Below are 16,354 nucleotides of genomic sequence, written 5' to 3'. Positions count from 1 at the left end.
CAAACTCAATCATATCTCAAAGCAAACTCTGGACAGGGTGTCCCCTGATGAAAGAGCAATCGCCAACCTAAGCCTATGTCGCGCCATAATGACATTCTTAATGAAAACTGCAAATTGCTGTATGCGTTTCTTCTATACGCTGCATGATAAGTTAACTGCGCGATTGTTTCAGATAACATCTGCCCTCTGAAATCTTGATTGTAAAATTGAGGCACTTTTTCACAAGGTAACCGTGCCAAAACATGTCTTTTGTCGAAGAGTAAGCCGTTCGCAGATATTTCGTAAAAGTCATCATCCAACAACATAGACAAGCGTTCTTTGGATTCTCTTACATGAGGTTCAAGTAAAAGCCGCTCTAAAGATACAAGTTCATCAAGTAATTCTTGAGTGATTTTCTGAGTCATAAACAACTGATATCTGACCTGTTTCTCATTTTATTTTAGTCAAATGTGCTAATTCAACAAGGTATTCTTTGAGTAAAAATCAATAGTTTGTTATAAATACGCAATTAACCAAGTGGTCGGATTTGATAAAGAGACACTATGATATATGCCAAAATTACCGGCTGGGGGAAAGCAGTACCACCAGCGTCAATCAGTAATGATGAAATAAGTACGATTGTTGATACCACAGACGAGTGGATCACAACGCGTACAGGGATCCGTTCACGACGTGTAAGTCATGTTAGCACAGCAGAGCTGGCCACCATCGCTAGTAAGCATGCGCTTGCATGTGCAGGCATTAACGGTGAAGACATTGACCTTGTTTTACTTGCAACGTGTACGCCTTCAACCATGGTTGCCAACACCGCCTCCCTTGTGCAAAAAAATATTGGCGCAACAGGTGCCGCTGCATGTGATACAAATGCAGCATGTTCTGGCTTTTTATACGCATTACAAAATGCAACTGCTCAGATCCAAGCTGGCATGATTAAAAAGGCGGTTGTCGTCGCAGCGGAACGTATGACCTGGTATGTCAACTGGGCCAAAAGAGACAGTGCTGTTTTATTTGGAGATGGCGCAGGCGCCGTTGTTCTTGAAGCGAGTTCTGAACCGAACGGTTTAATGGGGACCAAAACTGGGTGTGATACTGAAGACAGAGATATATTGCACATTACCAACTATGGTACTGATTTAAATAAGTATGAAGCAGTTGGTCCATCAGACTTACTGTTTGAAGGCAGAGAGATCTTTAAACGTGCTGTTACTGGGATGAGTTTAGCTTGTGACGATGTGCTACAAACAACAAACCTGCAACTTACAGATATAGATGTACTGATCCCTCATCAGGCTAACCTGAGAATAATACAAGCCATTCAGAAAAAATTAGATATTGACGACAATAAAGTCATGGTCAACATTGACAAGTATGGAAACACATCGGCAGCAACAATTGCAATAGCCCTTTGTGAAGCTGTTGAGCAAGGCATGATCAAGCCACACGCAAATATCATGTCTGCGGCATTTGGGGCAGGATTAACTTGGGCAGCAAGTTACATCAAATGGGGTGAACGTGTAACGCCTATCTCAACGTCTGATTATACATTCCCAACTTGTGAAAAGTCAGGTTTAGAACTTGTCAGCGATTCTGTTGCTGCTTGTCAAAAAGCGGATTAATCTACGCCGAGCAGTGGTAGACGCTGCTGCTCGATATAGACGTGAATAACTGATAATATACCTCTCACAGCGCGTCTAGACTATATGCCCTTGGCATCTCATCGTCTTATGTAAATAACCTGAAGTGACGCCTTTATACTTATTTTAACGACATTCAAACGTCTTAACTTAATATGAGGTTGCTTTTGCATACCGCACAACGAACGCTGTTATAAAGCAACCAATGTTTGCTATTAAATCAAATTACTGACAACAAGCTAGTTATTAGGGGAATATGGTGTTTAAACCTCATTCAGAGATAAGCCAACTCGAACCACAAATCGTGTGGCAATTTTTCGACCAAATCTGTTCAATCCCACACCCATCAAAGCATGAAGAAGCACTTGCACAGTTTATTGTTGACTGGGCAACGTCACAAAATTTAGCTACACGCCGAGATAAAACCGGTAATGTCTTCATCAAAAAACCTGCAACTGAAGGCATGGAAACTAGAAAGCCGGTCGTATTGCAGGCGCATATCGACATGGTGCCGCAAAAAAATGACGATACAAATCATAATTTTGTGACAGATCCAATTAGACCCTTTGTCGATGGCGATTGGGTAACAGCTGATGGCACAACGCTCGGTGCTGATAACGGCATCGGCATGGCATCTTGTTTAGCTGTTTTAGCCTCAAATGACGTTGCACACGGACCACTAGAAGTGATTTTAACCGTGGATGAAGAAGCTGGGATGACCGGCGCGTTTGGTCTAGAAGCTGGTTGGTTGGAAGGTGAAATTTTACTAAACACCGACTCTGAGCAAGAAGGCGAGATCTATATGGGCTGTGCCGGTGGTATTGATGCTAGCCTGACGCTCGATATCGAAAGACAGACTGTAGCAACCGGACAAGTGTATGTTGAAATCGCACTGAAAGGTCTCAAAGGCGGCCATTCAGGTGTCGACATTCATACCGGACGTGCCAACGCGAACAAACTATTAGCTCGTACATTAAAGCATCACCTCAGTGGTATTGATTTTCAAATTGTTGAGTTCAAAGGCGGCTCGCTAAGAAATGCAATTCCTCGAGAAGCTTACACTACGATTGCAATTCATGATGCCGATATTAATCAATTAGCAGAGCGTATTGAGGAAGTACAGGCGCTAATGCGTAAAGAGCTTGCTGCGATTGAAACTGGCCTCACTTTTATCACTACGCAAGTCGAAGCGTCACAAACACCGATGACATCAAAAAGCACACAACAATTGCTGTCATTGTTGAATGCTTGCCCTAATGGTGTGGTAAGAATGAGTGACGACATACAAGGCGTAGTTGAAACCTCATTAAATCTTGGTGTGATCACCACAGAGCAAGACTGCGTAGAAATTTTATGTCTGATCCGTTCTTTGATTGACTCGGGTAGAACAGACGTTGAAGGTACGCTTGCTTCATTGGCCGAGCTTGCTGGCGTAAAAGTTGAATTCTCCGGTGCATACCCTGGTTGGAAACCTGAACCAGAATCAGAGCTCATTCATATTTTCAGAGATATGTATGAAGGTATCTACGGTAAAAAACCTGACATCATGGTGATTCATGCAGGATTAGAGTGTGGCCTTTTCAAAGAACCTTATCCAGACATGGATATGATTTCGTTTGGCCCAACCATCAAATTCCCTCACTCTCCAGATGAAAAAGTACATATTGGCTCTGTGGGGTTATACTGGGAGCAAATGAAAGCATTGCTTTCAAATATCCCTGTAAAATCTGTATAATTCTGCATAATAAAAAACGGCTCAATTGAGCCGTTTTTTTAATTTTTCCTAAGCAAAACGCTTTTGCAAATATGAGAAGGTAGCTCTTAAGCCTAAGCCTTCACCGCCTACTGGGCGACCCGGTAAATGACGAACATTCCACGCCATAACATCAAAGTGAAGCCAAGGTGTATTTTCTGGTTCAACAAACTCTTTGAGATATAACGCAGCAGTAATTGAACCACCAAAAGGCGTTGAACCGCAGTTCGCAATATCCGCAATATCGCTTTTAAACAAACCTTTATACTGGTCAAATAAAGGTAATTGCCATACTGGGTCATTTAACTCAATTCCCTCAGCAATGATGTCATTAGCAATCTTTTGATCTGTACTATAAAAGCCAGGCAATTCAGTACCTAAAGCGATTCGACAAGCACCTGTCAATGTTGCAAAATCAATCAGCAGGTCAGGCTTTTCAGTCTGTGCTTCAGCCAAAGCATCACACAATACTAAGCGCCCTTCAGCATCTGTGTTGTCAATTTCAACTGTGATCCCTTTACGTGTAACAATCACATCACCCGGTCTAAACGCATTTTTTGACACTGCATTCTCAACCGCAGGGACTAGCACGCGTAATCTTACAGGCAGGTTTGCCGCCATAATCATATGTGCCAAGCCCAATACATGCGCTGCACCGCCCATGTCTTTTTTCATGTTTCTCATGCCTGCGGCAGGTTTGAGGTCCAAACCACCTGAGTCAAAACATACGCCTTTGCCCACTAAAGTTAGCTTAGGTGCATTTTCATCACCCCAAGTTAAATCTAATAAGCGAGGCTTGTTATCACTTGCGCGACCAACCATATGAATAGTCGGATAATTGTGCTCTAAAAGTTCATCACCAATAAGCTGTTTAAATTCACCGCCAAATTGCTCGCTGAGTTCAATGAATGTTTCTGCCAAATGCTGAGGCATCATATCGGCAGCTGGTGTGTTAACTAAATCACGAACCAAGTATATACCTGCTGTAATATCCGACACCTTCTTAAACAGGTTCTCTTGTGAGATGGCTAGCTTTGCTTGAATAGGGGCAGTTTTTTTGTACGCACTATATTTATATGCGCCAAGGACATAACTCGTGGCAGCTCTCTCAATTAACTCTTCACCACCAACAAACTGATACATGCCTTTTGGTAGTTGCTTGGCTAGATCACCTGCTAGCCATTGATCATCAAGCGATTCAACTATGCATACAACACTTGATAATGCTCCACTTTCCAAATCTGGGACTAGCAATACATTTTGTCCCTCTTGACGCGTTGACAACACAAAGCTTTTGGCAGTTTGTGCATTTTCTGACAACCAGCTTTCCAGCTGTGACTCTGTGGTTAAATGGACTGGTGTTCCTTCCTGGGAATGAACGAGTAAAGTACTCATACGTGCCTCTTATTCTAAGTTGTATTGACTCAAGGATATCAATAACTGAGACACAATTCACCGTCATAAGGGTAAGTTTTTTCTATAATTATGCTGGCTTGATGTAAAGCACTGAATAAGCGTGGCATTGAGTAATGCTCACTCACTTTTATTTCTTTTTTCTTCTTTTTTTATTGCAAATGAACTGGGGAGTACTTCTACTCCAAATTTATTACCCAATGCGATGATTAAAGGTATCGTAATGGGCGCAAATGGCAAAATAGCAAAAACACCTAACCCCAAACCTTTTAAGACATCTACAAACTGTTTGTTGGCAACTCTTAGCTCTGACTTAGATGCATTGCCGAGTGTGTAGCGCTTGTAAATATCAAGCATCTCTTCCGTTTCTTGCTTTTCTTGGGCAAGCGCCCCTTTCAACGCAATCAGCGTACGTTTTATCCTTAACCTTTGCCTTTTTCTACTTATCCGTGCCACCCGTATAGGTGCTTTATGCACGACTTTAATTAACCGCATTGATGTCCAAAATCAGCTTATTTACCGTCATTCTAGCAAAGTTCTCTGTAAAAATCGTGTAGATATTTGGTCCAACTAAAACAACTTTCCTTGCATGACTGTGGGGCCTCCTCATAACCTCGTTTACAAATATCGAACATTCTTTCTTACCTTGTTAATTCACAGACGATACAAAACACACTAAGTGAGATGGAATTACCCATTTGAAATACAAATTCATTCCACTCTAGTGAAAAATTCGGTCTAGGCACGCTTAATTTATAAATAAATGCAATTAAATCAATCAAAAAATTGAACTTGGCGAATTGGCTGCTACTTTTATTATTGTGTTAACGAATTGAATACATTCAAGTGATAACACGTTATTGCATATTGCAATTTGGTTTATAAAAAGAAGTTTAGAAAAACTGGGGAAACAGGATGAAACTACAGAGATGCAAACTAAGAAAAGCAATACAATTTGCTATTTCTACAACTGCAGCGACCACAGCCTTACTTGCATTTGGCGTTCAAGCAGATGCAAGAGAAGGAGGAGCAAACAAAGATATTGAGAAAATTGCCGTCGTTGGTTCAAGGGCAGCGCCTAGGTCAATTGGTGAGTCGCCTGTACCAATCGATATCATAGGCGGCGATGAACTAAGCAAAGCTGGTGGCGATGATATGCTTGAGCTTTTAAAAGGGTCTGTGCCCTCACTCAATGTCCATGCCAACCCAATCAGTGACGCGGCGAGCTTAGTTCGTCCAGCAAACCTTCGTGGCCTTCCTGCGGACTCCACTCTAATTTTACTCAACGGTAAACGCAGACACCGTTCTTCTGTCATCGCATTTTTAGGTGGTGGTATTAATGATGGTGCACAAGGCCCTGATATTTCTGTGATACCCAGTGTCGCACTTAAACAAGTTGAAGTACTGCGTGATGGCGCTGCTGCACAATATGGTTCCGATGCAATAGCAGGTGTTTTGAACTTTGTACTTAAAGACGCTTCCGAAGGGGGTAGCTTTTCTGTTAAGCAAGGCGAATATTACGAGGGTGACGGTGATACAACGACATTTGAAGGTAATATTGGCTTACCATTTACTGATCAAGGGTTTGCAAACCTAAGTTTTCAATATAAAGAAGCCGACGCAACAAGCAGAAGTGTGCAAAGACCTGATGCTCAGGCATATATTGACGCAAATGTTGAAGGCGTAAGAGATCCAGCGCAAATTTGGGGTGCACCAGAGATCAAAGACGATATTACCCTGTTTGGTAATGTTGGACTTGAATTAAGTAATAGTTCTGAATTTTATATGTTCGGTAACTATTCAGAGCGTGATGTAAAAGGTGGATTCTATTATCGTAACCCACAAACCCGTCCACAAGTATACTCTAATGACGGAGGAGATACGTTACTAGTTGCCGATCTCGATGGCTTGAACACTGGAATTGGTTGTCCCACCGTAAATCTAAAAGATGCTGACGGCAATCGTATATATAATGTGGCGACCATTGCTGCTTATCAACAAATTGCAGCCGATACAGAAGTTGGTAGAAACTGTTTTGCTTTTAATGAAATTCTACCTGGTGGCTTTACACCCAATTTTGGCGGTAATATTACCGATACATCCCTAACAATCGGCACAAAAGGTGAGTTCACTGAAGGTTTTATGGAAGGCGGCTACTACGATATTAGCGGCTCCGTTGGTCGAAATGAATCACGTTATTTTATTACCAATACGGTCAATGCCTCGCTAGGCGCTGAAACGCCGATGGAATTCAGCCCGGGTAAATATATCCAACTAGAGAAAAACTTTAACTTTGATGTATCTAAAGAGTTCGACTTTGGTTTGGCCTATGAAGTGAATGTGGCAACAGGCTTAGAATGGCACGAAGAAACTTTTGAGGTCATTGCTGGTGATGAAGCTTCATTTATTGCAGGGCCGTTAACTCAACAAGGGTTTGGTATAGGCTCGAACGGTTTCCCTGGTTTCCAACCTGCAGCAGCAGGCGAGTTTTCCCGCCGCAACTATGCCGCATATGTGGACGTAGAAACCCCATTCACAGAAGAGTTTTTAATGGGATGGGCACTCAGGTTTGAAGACTATGATTCATTCGGCTCTACAACCAACTTTAAAATCATGGGTCAATACCAACTGACAGATGATTTATCAGTTCGAGGCTCTGTGAGCACAGGCTTTAGAGCGCCAACCGTTGGTCAAGCCAACGTAAGTAATGTGCAAACAAATCTGAGCAGCGGTGTACTTGTAGACTCAGCGCTTCTGCCACCTACAAACCCTGTATCAGAGATATTAGGCGGTACGGAATTACAACCTGAAGAGTCTGAGAGTTATACACTTGGTTTCGTGTACCAGACAGGCGACTTATTCTTAACCATCGACTACTACAATATTCAGGTAGAAGATAGACTCAGTCAGTCTGAAAAAATTAATCTAACGCCGACTCAAAAAGAAGCGCTTAAAGCCGATGGCGTCCCGAATGTAGATAGCATCGCGCAAGTGTCGTTCTTTACAAATGACTTCGATACCACAACACAAGGTGTTGATGTTGTAGCTAACTACTCAATGGACTTATTAGGTGGCTTTGCAACTTTCAGCATGGCATATAACTGGAATGAAACTGAGGTTGACAAGTTCTCCGATATTACAGGTGCTTTTAAAGTAAAACGTTTGGAGAATGACTTACCTCAGCATAGAGCCACTTATACTTGGACTCAGCAGTGGGAAGACTTCTCAGGCTTTATTCGTTACAACTACTTTGGCGAATATCAAGGCGTTCATGTGGACTATGACGCGACTGCAATCATGGCAGATCCAAACTTTACATTTGATGCTGAGCTGACGTATTACGCGACAGAAAACATTAGCCTTACAGTTGGTGCAAATAATATCTTTGACCAAGATGCTGAAAAAGTCATTAATTTCGCTGAAGAAGGCGCTAGTGAACTTACACCATCCAACACATGGGGCGGTATTTATTATGAAACGTCACCATTTGGCATTAATGGCGGATTCTACTACGTCAAAGCAACTTATACGTTCTAAACTTTATCTGTAACCCAGAGCAAAAGAGGAATTAGCGATAGCTATTTCCTCTTTTTATTTTTATTATTAAAATAAACTGCTGATTAACATGTTACTTTTAGATCGCGCAACAGAACTGTTGTTAGAAAACAGGCTCCGAGAAGCCGAGTTTATGTTTAAACAAGTGCTTAAACAAAACCCCACTAATGGCAAAGCCCTATTTGGCCTAGGCCGTATATGTATGCGTTTAGAGCAATATGATAACGCAATTTACTACCTCAAAAGAGCATGCGAACATCTACCTAAAATGCTCGACCCTTTATATGCTTTGGCTGATGCATTTATTGCAGTTGGATCGCCCGTTGACGCAAAAACTGTTCTTGAATACGCCTTAAGTGTTGCGAGGCATAACGCCCAGATTCACTATCATCTTGGTCAGTTCTATTTAGATCATGGCTTCATAGATAACGCTTTTCAAGTTTTCAAAAAAGGACTAGAGTGTCCAGAATCTGGTGTTTCTGTATTTATGATTTTTGAGCTCATGCAGTTGGCTCCCCCCTCTGAAATACCTGAGTTAATGGCACGTTTAGAGGAATTGGATGGTAAGTTTGAGCACCCAAAATTTCAAATTGTTGCCTATCACGCCTTTGCAACTGCGCATCAAGCTCTGGGCGACAATAAAGAAGCCTTTGAATACTATAAAAAAGCCAATGAGCTACAGCTTAAACAATGCGAATTTAGAACAGTAGATATGCTGCCATTCTATAACCGTTTATTAGCGACTTGTGATGAAGACTTTTTCTCAAAGCCGATAGATAAAGTGAAATCAACGTTTACACCTGTGTTTATCGTTGGGCTGCCAAGAACTGGTTCTACACTGCTTGAGCAAATTCTGACACAACATAGCCAAGTCGGCACAATTGGCGAAAGCATAGTGCTCAGTGACAAAATAGTGCCATACCTTGAAATGCGAACTGAACGCCCTTTTCCAGATTGTATTTATGAACCATCCACATCCATGCTTGATTACTGTCGCAGTGTTTACGTAGATGAAATCAAGAAAAACAGGGTTCAAGAAGAAGCTGTTATCAATAAGCTTCCGGCAAACTTTCAGAACATAGGACTAATTTACAGGATATTCCCAAACGCCAGAATCATCCATTTAACCCGTGATTTTATGGCTAACGCTTGGTCAGTGTACAGTAACCATTTTGCCGAAAATGAACCCTACTTTTGTTCGCTCCCCGAGTTCAAACTTTACTCTGAAATTGAACAACAAGTGATGTCCCACTTTTCATCACATCTAAAAAGAAATGTATTCAATATCAGCTATGAGAAGCTAATTGATGAGCCAGAACGAACCATTCAGAAAATTCTTAACTTTATGTATCTAAAGTATGAGCCCGAATGTATGGAGTTTTATAAAAGTCGCAGCAAGGTCTCAACACTAAGTAAAACTCAAGTGCGTCAACCAATCCATAACCGCTCATTAAACCGCTGGCAAATCTTTGAAAAAGAGATAGAAAAGGAGCTTACGCAGCCGAAATAGAATATGGGCTGCTATAAACTTCAGCCGTCATAACGATGAAACCAATTGAGAACATCTTTAAATTGATCTTGCAATGCGCTTGGATGAGTGAGCATATCGATATGGCCATAGTTATGAGAGTGACCATATTTTTTTCCATAAATATTTAATTTTTGAACGCCCTGTCCTGATTCTTTCATAAACATTTCAATATCGATTGGCTGAGCCAAAGCCTTGTCACTTACTCCCGCTATATGCTGCGTAGGTGGCAGGGATAGACCACTCAAAGCTTGGCCATAATCAAAGTTATCATCGCTATCTACCCAAGGGCTAATTTTTGCCCATTGCGCACTTTGTGCGTGTGACTTTATTGTCTCGCTATCAGCGCCCCAACGAAGCTTTTTCGCCGGTAAAAAGCCATGTTTTTTTACGTAATAATGTGCAAGCCAAAACCACATCAGATTTGCTTTGAGCAACTTTTCAGGGTGATTATTGTATAAGCTTCGCTTAGAGCCAAAATAGGCGCAAGCTCGTACATGGTTGATTTCTTCTGGATAGCGGGCAAACACACTATTCAAGATGACTCCGCCCCAAGAGTGCGCAACCCAATAGTGCGGACGCTCACCGACCTTTTTTGTTATGTACTCAAGTACCGCTGGTACTTCTTCTGTGATTGATTCAGTTTGACCATAGTCATGTCCTGACGAAATGGCAGGTACGCTTTCACCTCTTCCACGTAAATCCAACACAAAGCACCTGTACCCTTGTGCAGCGAGATAAGGTGCAAAGCCTTTATTTGAATTTGTATAAAAAATTTTGCCATTTTCTATTGCACCATGCAGACATAACACCACAGGCCCTTGTTTATCTGGGTTATGAATATATCTAAGGTGCAATGAAGCATTTTTATCAGGTATTGGTACTTGTATCGACTCTTGCTTTATCATGATATGCACATGCTCTTTTTTAACTCATCGTACCAGCTGAATTACTTAAAAGTAAACCCATTAGTGAAGGCATTGAAATTAAGGTATAATTCTGCAATGTAATTTTGTGATATATATTCCAAGCATGCACCCTAGAAATAAACACGCCAACGGCTACGATTTAGCAGGGCTCTCGGCCATAGTCCCTGAGCTAGCCAATTATCTTGTGAAAAAACCAAATGACCAAACTACGATTGACTTCTCTGACGCTCAAGCCGTTTTATTATTAAATAAAGCGCTGTTACTCAAGCACTACGGGATCACATATTGGGACCTACCACCGCAATTCTTATGCCCGCCAGTGCCAGGAAGAGCAGACTATATTCATGCCCTTGCTGATTTACTCGCAGATGAAAATGAAGGCGTGATCCCCACAGGAAAAAAGATAAAATGCTTAGATATTGGAACGGGTGCAAATTTAATTTATCCGATCCTAGGGCATGCAGAATATAAATGGCAATTTGTTGGTAGTGATATTAACCCAATCGCAGTCAAAGTAGCTGAGAATATCGCCAAGGCAAACAAGCTGGCTGTCAAAATAAAGCATCAAGCTGACAGCAATTCCATGTTTCAAAGTATTATCACAAAAGATAGCTATTTTGATATCACTATGTGTAACCCACCATTCCATGCAAGTGAACAGGCAGCGCAGCAAGGTACCCAAAGGAAGTGGAAAAACCTTGGAATCACAAAAACAGCTAAACAACTAAATTTTGGTGGCCATGCACCAGAGCTTTGGTGTGACGGGGGCGAGCTTGCCTTTATTACAAATATGATAAAAGAAAGTACTCAGTTTAAAGAGCAAGTAGGATGGTTCACGACCTTGGTATCAAAAAAAGATAACCTGCCAGCTTTAACAAAGTGCTTGAAACAGCAAAACGTTAAAAACCATAAAGTCGTTAATATGTTGCAAGGAAATAAGCAAAGTCGATTTATCGCATGGCAGTTTTAATGAACTGCTTATGCCCCCACTATCGCCCTACTTGTCATTGAGAATATGTTGCAGCACACCAAACAGCGCTCTCATGTCGATGGGCTTTCCTACATGAGATACAAAGCCCTGTGCAAGATACCTTTGCACATCACTCTTCATCACGTTCGCCGTTAAGGCAACTATAGGTAAGTTTGGCTGCTGCGTATTGATGACTGTTTGCGCTTCGATACCGTCCATTTCTGGCATGTGAATATCCATTAAAACCAAATCAAACTCACCTTTTTGGCAAGCGTCAATTGCTAATTTTCCATTTTCTACAATGACTAACTCTGCTTGTGTTTCTTTGAGCATCACTTTAACCAGCATCTGGTTAATTTTATTATCCTCTGCAATTAACACTTTTCTTCCTTTTAAATCTGGAGGTGATAGCGATTTACAGGGTAATGAGCTAGGTATTTGACTCGTTTTTTCAAGTGGCAGTACAACTCGGATATTGGTGCCTTTAGCTTGTTCACTCTTTAATTTTATTTCTCCTCCCATCAGTCGCACTAAGCTTGTGGTGATAGACATACCTAAACCAGTCCCACCGTATTTTCTTGTTGTCGATGTATCCGCTTGTGAAAACCGGTCAAATATACTGCTTTGCACCTCCTTACTCATGCCAATCCCTGTATCATCTATATTCAGGACAACAGCTGGATTGTGTTCATACTTTCCGTTCATCACGCTTATTTTTACTGACCCTTCATCCGTGAACTTAACAGCATTGGACGCCAAGTTTAGAATTATCTGCTTAACCCTCACCAAATCCCCGAGCCACCTGTCATCAAACTCCTCATCGATTGCGACATTAAAATCAATACCTTTTTTGCTGATCAACCCATCCAAGTCATACTTGACCGACTCGACAATATCTGCGAATGAAATAGGTGCGTTTTCTAGTTCCAGCTTATTCGACTCAATTTTTGAATAATCCAGGATATCATTGATAATTGTCAGCAAGCTTTGCGCTGAAAATGACGCATTCGCCAGTGTTTTTCTATAGTCAGAATTTAAATCTGCACCTTGAAGTAACTGCAAACCGCCTAAAATCGCATTCATGGGTGTACGTATTTCATGGCTCATATTGGCAAGAAAATCACTCTTGGCCTTAACTGAGTTTTCTGCAGCTAGCTTTGCTGCTGCGAGTTTTTCTATCACAGCTACCTTATCCGTGACATCATAGTTTACTCCAATGACTTTGACTGGTTTGCCAGACTCGTCTTTGAGCACTTCCGCACTCGCTTTCATGGTCCTTATATTGCCATTTGGATGCACAACTCTAAACTCAGGCTCATAAACACCTTCACCTTTCACTGCCGCCTCTAATTTTGAGCGCGCATATTCAAGGTCTTGTGGGTGAACACTATTTTCCCAAGCTTCATAAACGCCTGAGAACTGCCCTTGGGAAACGCCATACAGCTTAAACATCCAATCATCCCAAATTAACTCATTGGAAATAAGATCCCACTCCCAAACCCCAATCTCTGCAGAGTCGTTAGCAAGCTGCATTCGAATAGCGAATGAATCCGCCTCTTCTTTTGCCCTTTGCATTTGCGCCTCAACCTTCTTTTGCTGCGTCGTGTCTTGAACAACAGACCAGATAAAATCCTCATCATCACTGTCGGTAATTTTTATCCCTGACAATAGCACCGGAAATACATTTCCTGATTTATGAATATACTCTTTAGCATAAGGACCGTAGCGCCCTTTCATCTTTAAATCATCGAGCTGTTTATATTCTTGTTGTTCATACTTTTTCGGCGTCAGTTGCCAGTAATCCATTTGATTTAGTTCCTCCACGGAGTAACCCGTAATGTTACTGAATTCCTGATTTACATAGTCAAAACTGCCATCTTTCATAAAGTTTATGGCAATGCCTACTGGCGCCAAATTTACAAAATGCTCAAATTTTTCTTTTTCCCTTTGATATGCTTTTTTGTACCGTTTGATATCAGAATGGGCAGCATCAAGCTTTTGTTGGACCTGCACAATTTCACTAATATCTCGACCAATCGCCAGAATAAGGTCCTCACCATTGAACTTCACTGCCGTGAGAGATACTAAGCATGGGAATGTTGAGCCATCTGGGCGAGAATGGGTCCATTGAAATAATTGCGCGCCTTCATTTTGAGTTTTACCGATATAGTGGTTAGCTAAGTGTTCAGATGATTGGCCGCAGGGCTGGTGTATGGGTGAAATATCAGCTGGTGTCAGTTGTAAAAACGCGTGTTGGCTTCTAATGCCATGCATTTCGATCGCCGCGTCGTTACACTCTACGAATTTTCCTGAATTTAAATTGATAATTGAAAGTGCATCGCCAGATACATCAAACAGCTTTTTATATTTGTCGCGCTCAAACTTAACTTGCTCTAGCTCATATCTCAAGCTTTCAAGTTCACTTTCCAAATCTGTATAAGTTTTTCCAGACATATCAGCTCCAGATATGCAGCGGCCATGTAAGTTTCCATCCACCTGCTATAAATATAGAAAGAAATAAGATTAAATACACCCGAAAACCAAAGCTTCAAAGTGTATTGTAAGAAGGAAAAACTTAACTGCTTGTATTATGAGGCAGTCGAACTTCAAAACAGCTACCAACACCTAACTGCGATGTCGCGATAAGCTCAGCACCTTGATTTTGTACCATCATTAACGCGATGGTTAAACCCAGCCCCACATTTGCTCCAACGGGTTTAGTTGTGTAAAAAGGATCAAAAATTTGGTTCAGCTTTTGCTCAGGGATCCCTGCACCCTTATCCTCAAAGTAGACACTCATTGACTGCTCATGATTTCGTATGCTTATTTTTATGTCACAAAGTGCAGAGCCTGATTCCTTCGCATTTAAATATAAACTTTTGAACACTTGTAATAATTGCTCACGACAGCAACTTAATTTGGGTAGCGGCTCATGCTTATTTTCAAATACGACTTGGCTATGTATTTCAGCACTGAAGCTCGTAACAATTTCATGTAAGTCATAAAGGTTAGCCTGCTCATCTGAAATACCATTAAAAACCGACAAGGCAGCCACAATGCGCTCAATTCTATTTAAATCAACCGCATTGTCTTCAAGTAATTCAAAAATGTCTTTAAAGTCATTGTCCAAATCTTCATCATGAGTCACATCTACTTTATTCAATACCGCATTAATGTAATCTTGCAGCACTGAAAAATTACACTTTAACGCCCCAAGCGGATTATTAATCTCATGGGCCATTCCTGCGGCTAAGTAGCCTATTGAGGCCATTTTCTCTGATTGAAGCAAAGATGCCTGCTGAGCTAAGATTTGATCTTTTGCTGCTTGTAGTGAGGTATTTACACTTAGTAACTCCGCAGTTCGCTCAGCGACCTTAACTTCTAAATTCTCATTTAGGTCTTTTAAAGCACTCGCCAATTCTGACTGCTTCTTAATATCTTGAAAAGCTCTCAGCGCACTGGTCATCGTTATGTATAAACGGGACTTTGTTAGGTCAACTTTGTTTTTATAGTCGTTAATATCATATTTAAGCATCACCTCATGTTCAGGTATGGTGCTAGGCTGGCCAGTTCTTAATATTATCCTTACATCATGATCGTTCAATTCATTTCGGATGTGATGAACACATTCAAGCCCAGCCTGATCCGTCTCCATAATTACATCTAGCAAGATCACGCTGATATCTTGCTCTGACTGCATACATTCTATCGCTTGTGCTTTTGAGTAGGCATGTAAAAAGGACAAGCCTCGATCTTGATAACTGAACTTTGATAAGGCCATTTTTGTCACTTCGTGCACTTCAGGCTCATCATCAACGACGAGTACTTTCCACGGAGGACATTGTGGTTTTTGTTGTGCTTGCGAAGACTCGCTGGCTAGAAAAGAAAATGTAGAGTTTGGCATGGCTACCAATTATAAGTATTGATAGCCTTAAGCATGGCAAAAAACGTTAAATTTACAACCTATTAAGCTCAGTTTTGTAGTGTTTTCTACAAACAGATACATACCGATCGTTCCCACCAATTTCTACTTGATCACCATCGGCAATGGCATTGCCCTGTTCGTCCAAGCGCAGCACATGATTCGCTTTACGGCCACAGTGACATACCGTTTTAAGTTCTATCAATTTGTCAGCCCATGCCAATAAATATTGCGCACCTTCAAATAGTTCACCTCTAAAATCAGTTCTGAGCCCATAGCACAGCACTGGGACACCCAACATATCGACGACATCCGTTAATTCAGAGACTTGTTCTTTAGATAGAAATTGACTTTCATCCACTAAAATACAGTCGAGTTTATTCTTTTCATGCTCAAGCTTAACTAATTCAAACACATTTGTAGCCGGCTCGAAGGTACTAGCATCGGCCTCAAGACCAATGCGAGAGGCAACTTTGCCAACACCTGAACGGTTGTCTATGGCGGCTGTTAAAATAAATGGCGTCATACCGCGTTCACGGTAGTTAAAGGCTGATTGCAATAACGTAGTAGATTTACCCGCGTTCATTGCTGAATAATAAAAATATAGTTGTGCCATAGTTGCAAGTGTCTGATTTAAAGTGCACGTAAGT

12 protein-coding genes are annotated in these 16,354 nt (G+C 41.3%); 5 read left to right on the top strand and 7 right to left on the bottom strand.

Annotated elements, in window-relative coordinates:
- Positions 1 to 5 precede the first annotated feature (5 nt).
- On the bottom strand, positions 6 to 404 hold the full coding sequence (locus L1077_RS09085) for a nuclear transport factor 2 family protein (RefSeq protein ID WP_237136540.1): 399 nt from the start codon (positions 402 to 404) through the stop codon (positions 6 to 8).
- Between the two features lie 138 nt (positions 405 to 542).
- Between L1077_RS09085 and L1077_RS09080 the strand changes: the two genes are divergently transcribed.
- Together L1077_RS09080 and L1077_RS09075 are read left to right on the top strand one after the other, a co-directional pair.
- Positions 543 to 1,616, top strand: coding sequence for a ketoacyl-ACP synthase III (locus tag L1077_RS09080; RefSeq protein WP_237136539.1), 1,074 nt, complete (start codon positions 543 to 545; stop codon positions 1,614 to 1,616).
- A gap of 277 nt (positions 1,617 to 1,893) precedes the next feature.
- A complete protein-coding gene (locus L1077_RS09075) occupies positions 1,894 to 3,369 on the top strand; it encodes an aminoacyl-histidine dipeptidase (RefSeq protein WP_237136681.1) in 1,476 nt (491 codons plus the stop codon).
- Positions 3,370 to 3,417: 48 nt separating this feature from the next.
- Here L1077_RS09075 and L1077_RS09070 read toward each other — a convergent pair whose 3' ends face one another.
- Together L1077_RS09070 and L1077_RS09065 are read right to left on the bottom strand one after the other, a co-directional pair.
- On the bottom strand, positions 3,418 to 4,782 hold the full coding sequence (locus tag L1077_RS09070; protein WP_237136538.1) for a leucyl aminopeptidase family protein: 1,365 nt from the start codon (positions 4,780 to 4,782) through the stop codon (positions 3,418 to 3,420).
- A gap of 138 nt (positions 4,783 to 4,920) precedes the next feature.
- A complete protein-coding gene (locus L1077_RS09065; protein ID WP_063363627.1) occupies positions 4,921 to 5,295 on the bottom strand; it encodes a hypothetical protein in 375 nt (124 codons plus the stop codon).
- A gap of 420 nt (positions 5,296 to 5,715) precedes the next feature.
- Between L1077_RS09065 and L1077_RS09060 the strand changes: the two genes are divergently transcribed.
- Together L1077_RS09060 and L1077_RS09055 are read left to right on the top strand one after the other, a co-directional pair.
- On the top strand, positions 5,716 to 8,337 hold the full coding sequence (locus tag L1077_RS09060; RefSeq protein ID WP_237136537.1) for a TonB-dependent receptor plug domain-containing protein: 2,622 nt from the start codon (positions 5,716 to 5,718) through the stop codon (positions 8,335 to 8,337).
- A gap of 88 nt (positions 8,338 to 8,425) precedes the next feature.
- Positions 8,426 to 9,865, top strand: a complete 1,440-nt coding sequence (locus L1077_RS09055; protein WP_237136536.1) for a tetratricopeptide repeat-containing sulfotransferase family protein — start codon at positions 8,426 to 8,428, stop codon at positions 9,863 to 9,865.
- A gap of 20 nt (positions 9,866 to 9,885) precedes the next feature.
- Here L1077_RS09055 and L1077_RS09050 read toward each other — a convergent pair whose 3' ends face one another.
- Complete coding sequence (locus L1077_RS09050) at positions 9,886 to 10,794, bottom strand: alpha/beta fold hydrolase (protein WP_237136680.1); 909 nt, start codon at positions 10,792 to 10,794, stop codon at positions 9,886 to 9,888.
- A gap of 121 nt (positions 10,795 to 10,915) precedes the next feature.
- Here L1077_RS09050 and rlmF point away from each other — a divergent pair, with 121 nt between their 5' ends.
- Positions 10,916 to 11,782 (top strand): 23S rRNA (adenine(1618)-N(6))-methyltransferase RlmF, encoded by an 867-nt coding sequence (rlmF, locus tag L1077_RS09045; protein ID WP_237136679.1) that lies wholly within the window; start codon positions 10,916 to 10,918, stop codon positions 11,780 to 11,782.
- Positions 11,783 to 11,809: 27 nt separating this feature from the next.
- Here rlmF and L1077_RS09040 read toward each other — a convergent pair whose 3' ends face one another.
- The 3 genes from L1077_RS09040 to L1077_RS09030 all read right to left on the bottom strand — a co-directional run bounded on the left by L1077_RS09040 (position 11,810) and on the right by L1077_RS09030 (position 16,320).
- Complete coding sequence (locus tag L1077_RS09040) at positions 11,810 to 14,236, bottom strand: PAS domain-containing hybrid sensor histidine kinase/response regulator (protein ID WP_237136535.1); 2,427 nt, start codon at positions 14,234 to 14,236, stop codon at positions 11,810 to 11,812.
- A gap of 121 nt (positions 14,237 to 14,357) precedes the next feature.
- The gene (locus tag L1077_RS09035; protein WP_237136533.1) at positions 14,358 to 15,686 is read right to left on the bottom strand and encodes an ATP-binding protein; all 1,329 of its coding nucleotides are present in this window, start codon (positions 15,684 to 15,686) and stop codon (positions 14,358 to 14,360) included.
- Positions 15,687 to 15,738: 52 nt separating this feature from the next.
- The gene (locus tag L1077_RS09030) at positions 15,739 to 16,320 is read right to left on the bottom strand and encodes a thymidine kinase (RefSeq protein ID WP_063363620.1); all 582 of its coding nucleotides are present in this window, start codon (positions 16,318 to 16,320) and stop codon (positions 15,739 to 15,741) included.
- Positions 16,321 to 16,354 lie beyond the last annotated feature (34 nt).

Source organism: Pseudoalteromonas luteoviolacea (assembly GCF_021654285.1).
Taxonomy (GTDB): Bacteria; Pseudomonadota; Gammaproteobacteria; order Enterobacterales; family Alteromonadaceae; genus Pseudoalteromonas; species Pseudoalteromonas luteoviolacea_J.
The sequence above is the reverse complement of the archived record's forward strand: the minus strand, read 5'-3'. Positions and strand labels throughout refer to the sequence as shown.

Excerpts from the sequence above, each read along its gene's own strand:
- L1077_RS09035 (WP_237136533.1), bottom strand. The coding sequence starts at position 15,686 with ATGCCAAACTCTACATTTTCTTTTCTAGCCAGCGAGTCTTCGCAAGCA.
- L1077_RS09055 (WP_237136536.1), top strand. The coding sequence starts at position 8,426 with ATGTTACTTTTAGATCGCGCAACAGAACTGTTGTTAGAAAACAGGCTC.
- L1077_RS09065 (WP_063363627.1), bottom strand. The coding sequence starts at position 5,295 with ATGCGGTTAATTAAAGTCGTGCATAAAGCACCTATACGGGTGGCACGG.
- L1077_RS09030 (WP_063363620.1), bottom strand. The coding sequence starts at position 16,320 with ATGGCACAACTATATTTTTATTATTCAGCAATGAACGCGGGTAAATCT.
- L1077_RS09080 (WP_237136539.1), top strand. The coding sequence starts at position 543 with ATGATATATGCCAAAATTACCGGCTGGGGGAAAGCAGTACCACCAGCG.
- L1077_RS09060 (WP_237136537.1), top strand. The coding sequence starts at position 5,716 with ATGAAACTACAGAGATGCAAACTAAGAAAAGCAATACAATTTGCTATT.
- L1077_RS09085 (WP_237136540.1), bottom strand. The coding sequence starts at position 404 with ATGACTCAGAAAATCACTCAAGAATTACTTGATGAACTTGTATCTTTA.
- L1077_RS09040 (WP_237136535.1), bottom strand. The coding sequence starts at position 14,236 with ATGTCTGGAAAAACTTATACAGATTTGGAAAGTGAACTTGAAAGCTTG.
- L1077_RS09070 (WP_237136538.1), bottom strand. The coding sequence starts at position 4,782 with ATGAGTACTTTACTCGTTCATTCCCAGGAAGGAACACCAGTCCATTTA.
- rlmF (WP_237136679.1), top strand. The coding sequence starts at position 10,916 with ATGCACCCTAGAAATAAACACGCCAACGGCTACGATTTAGCAGGGCTC.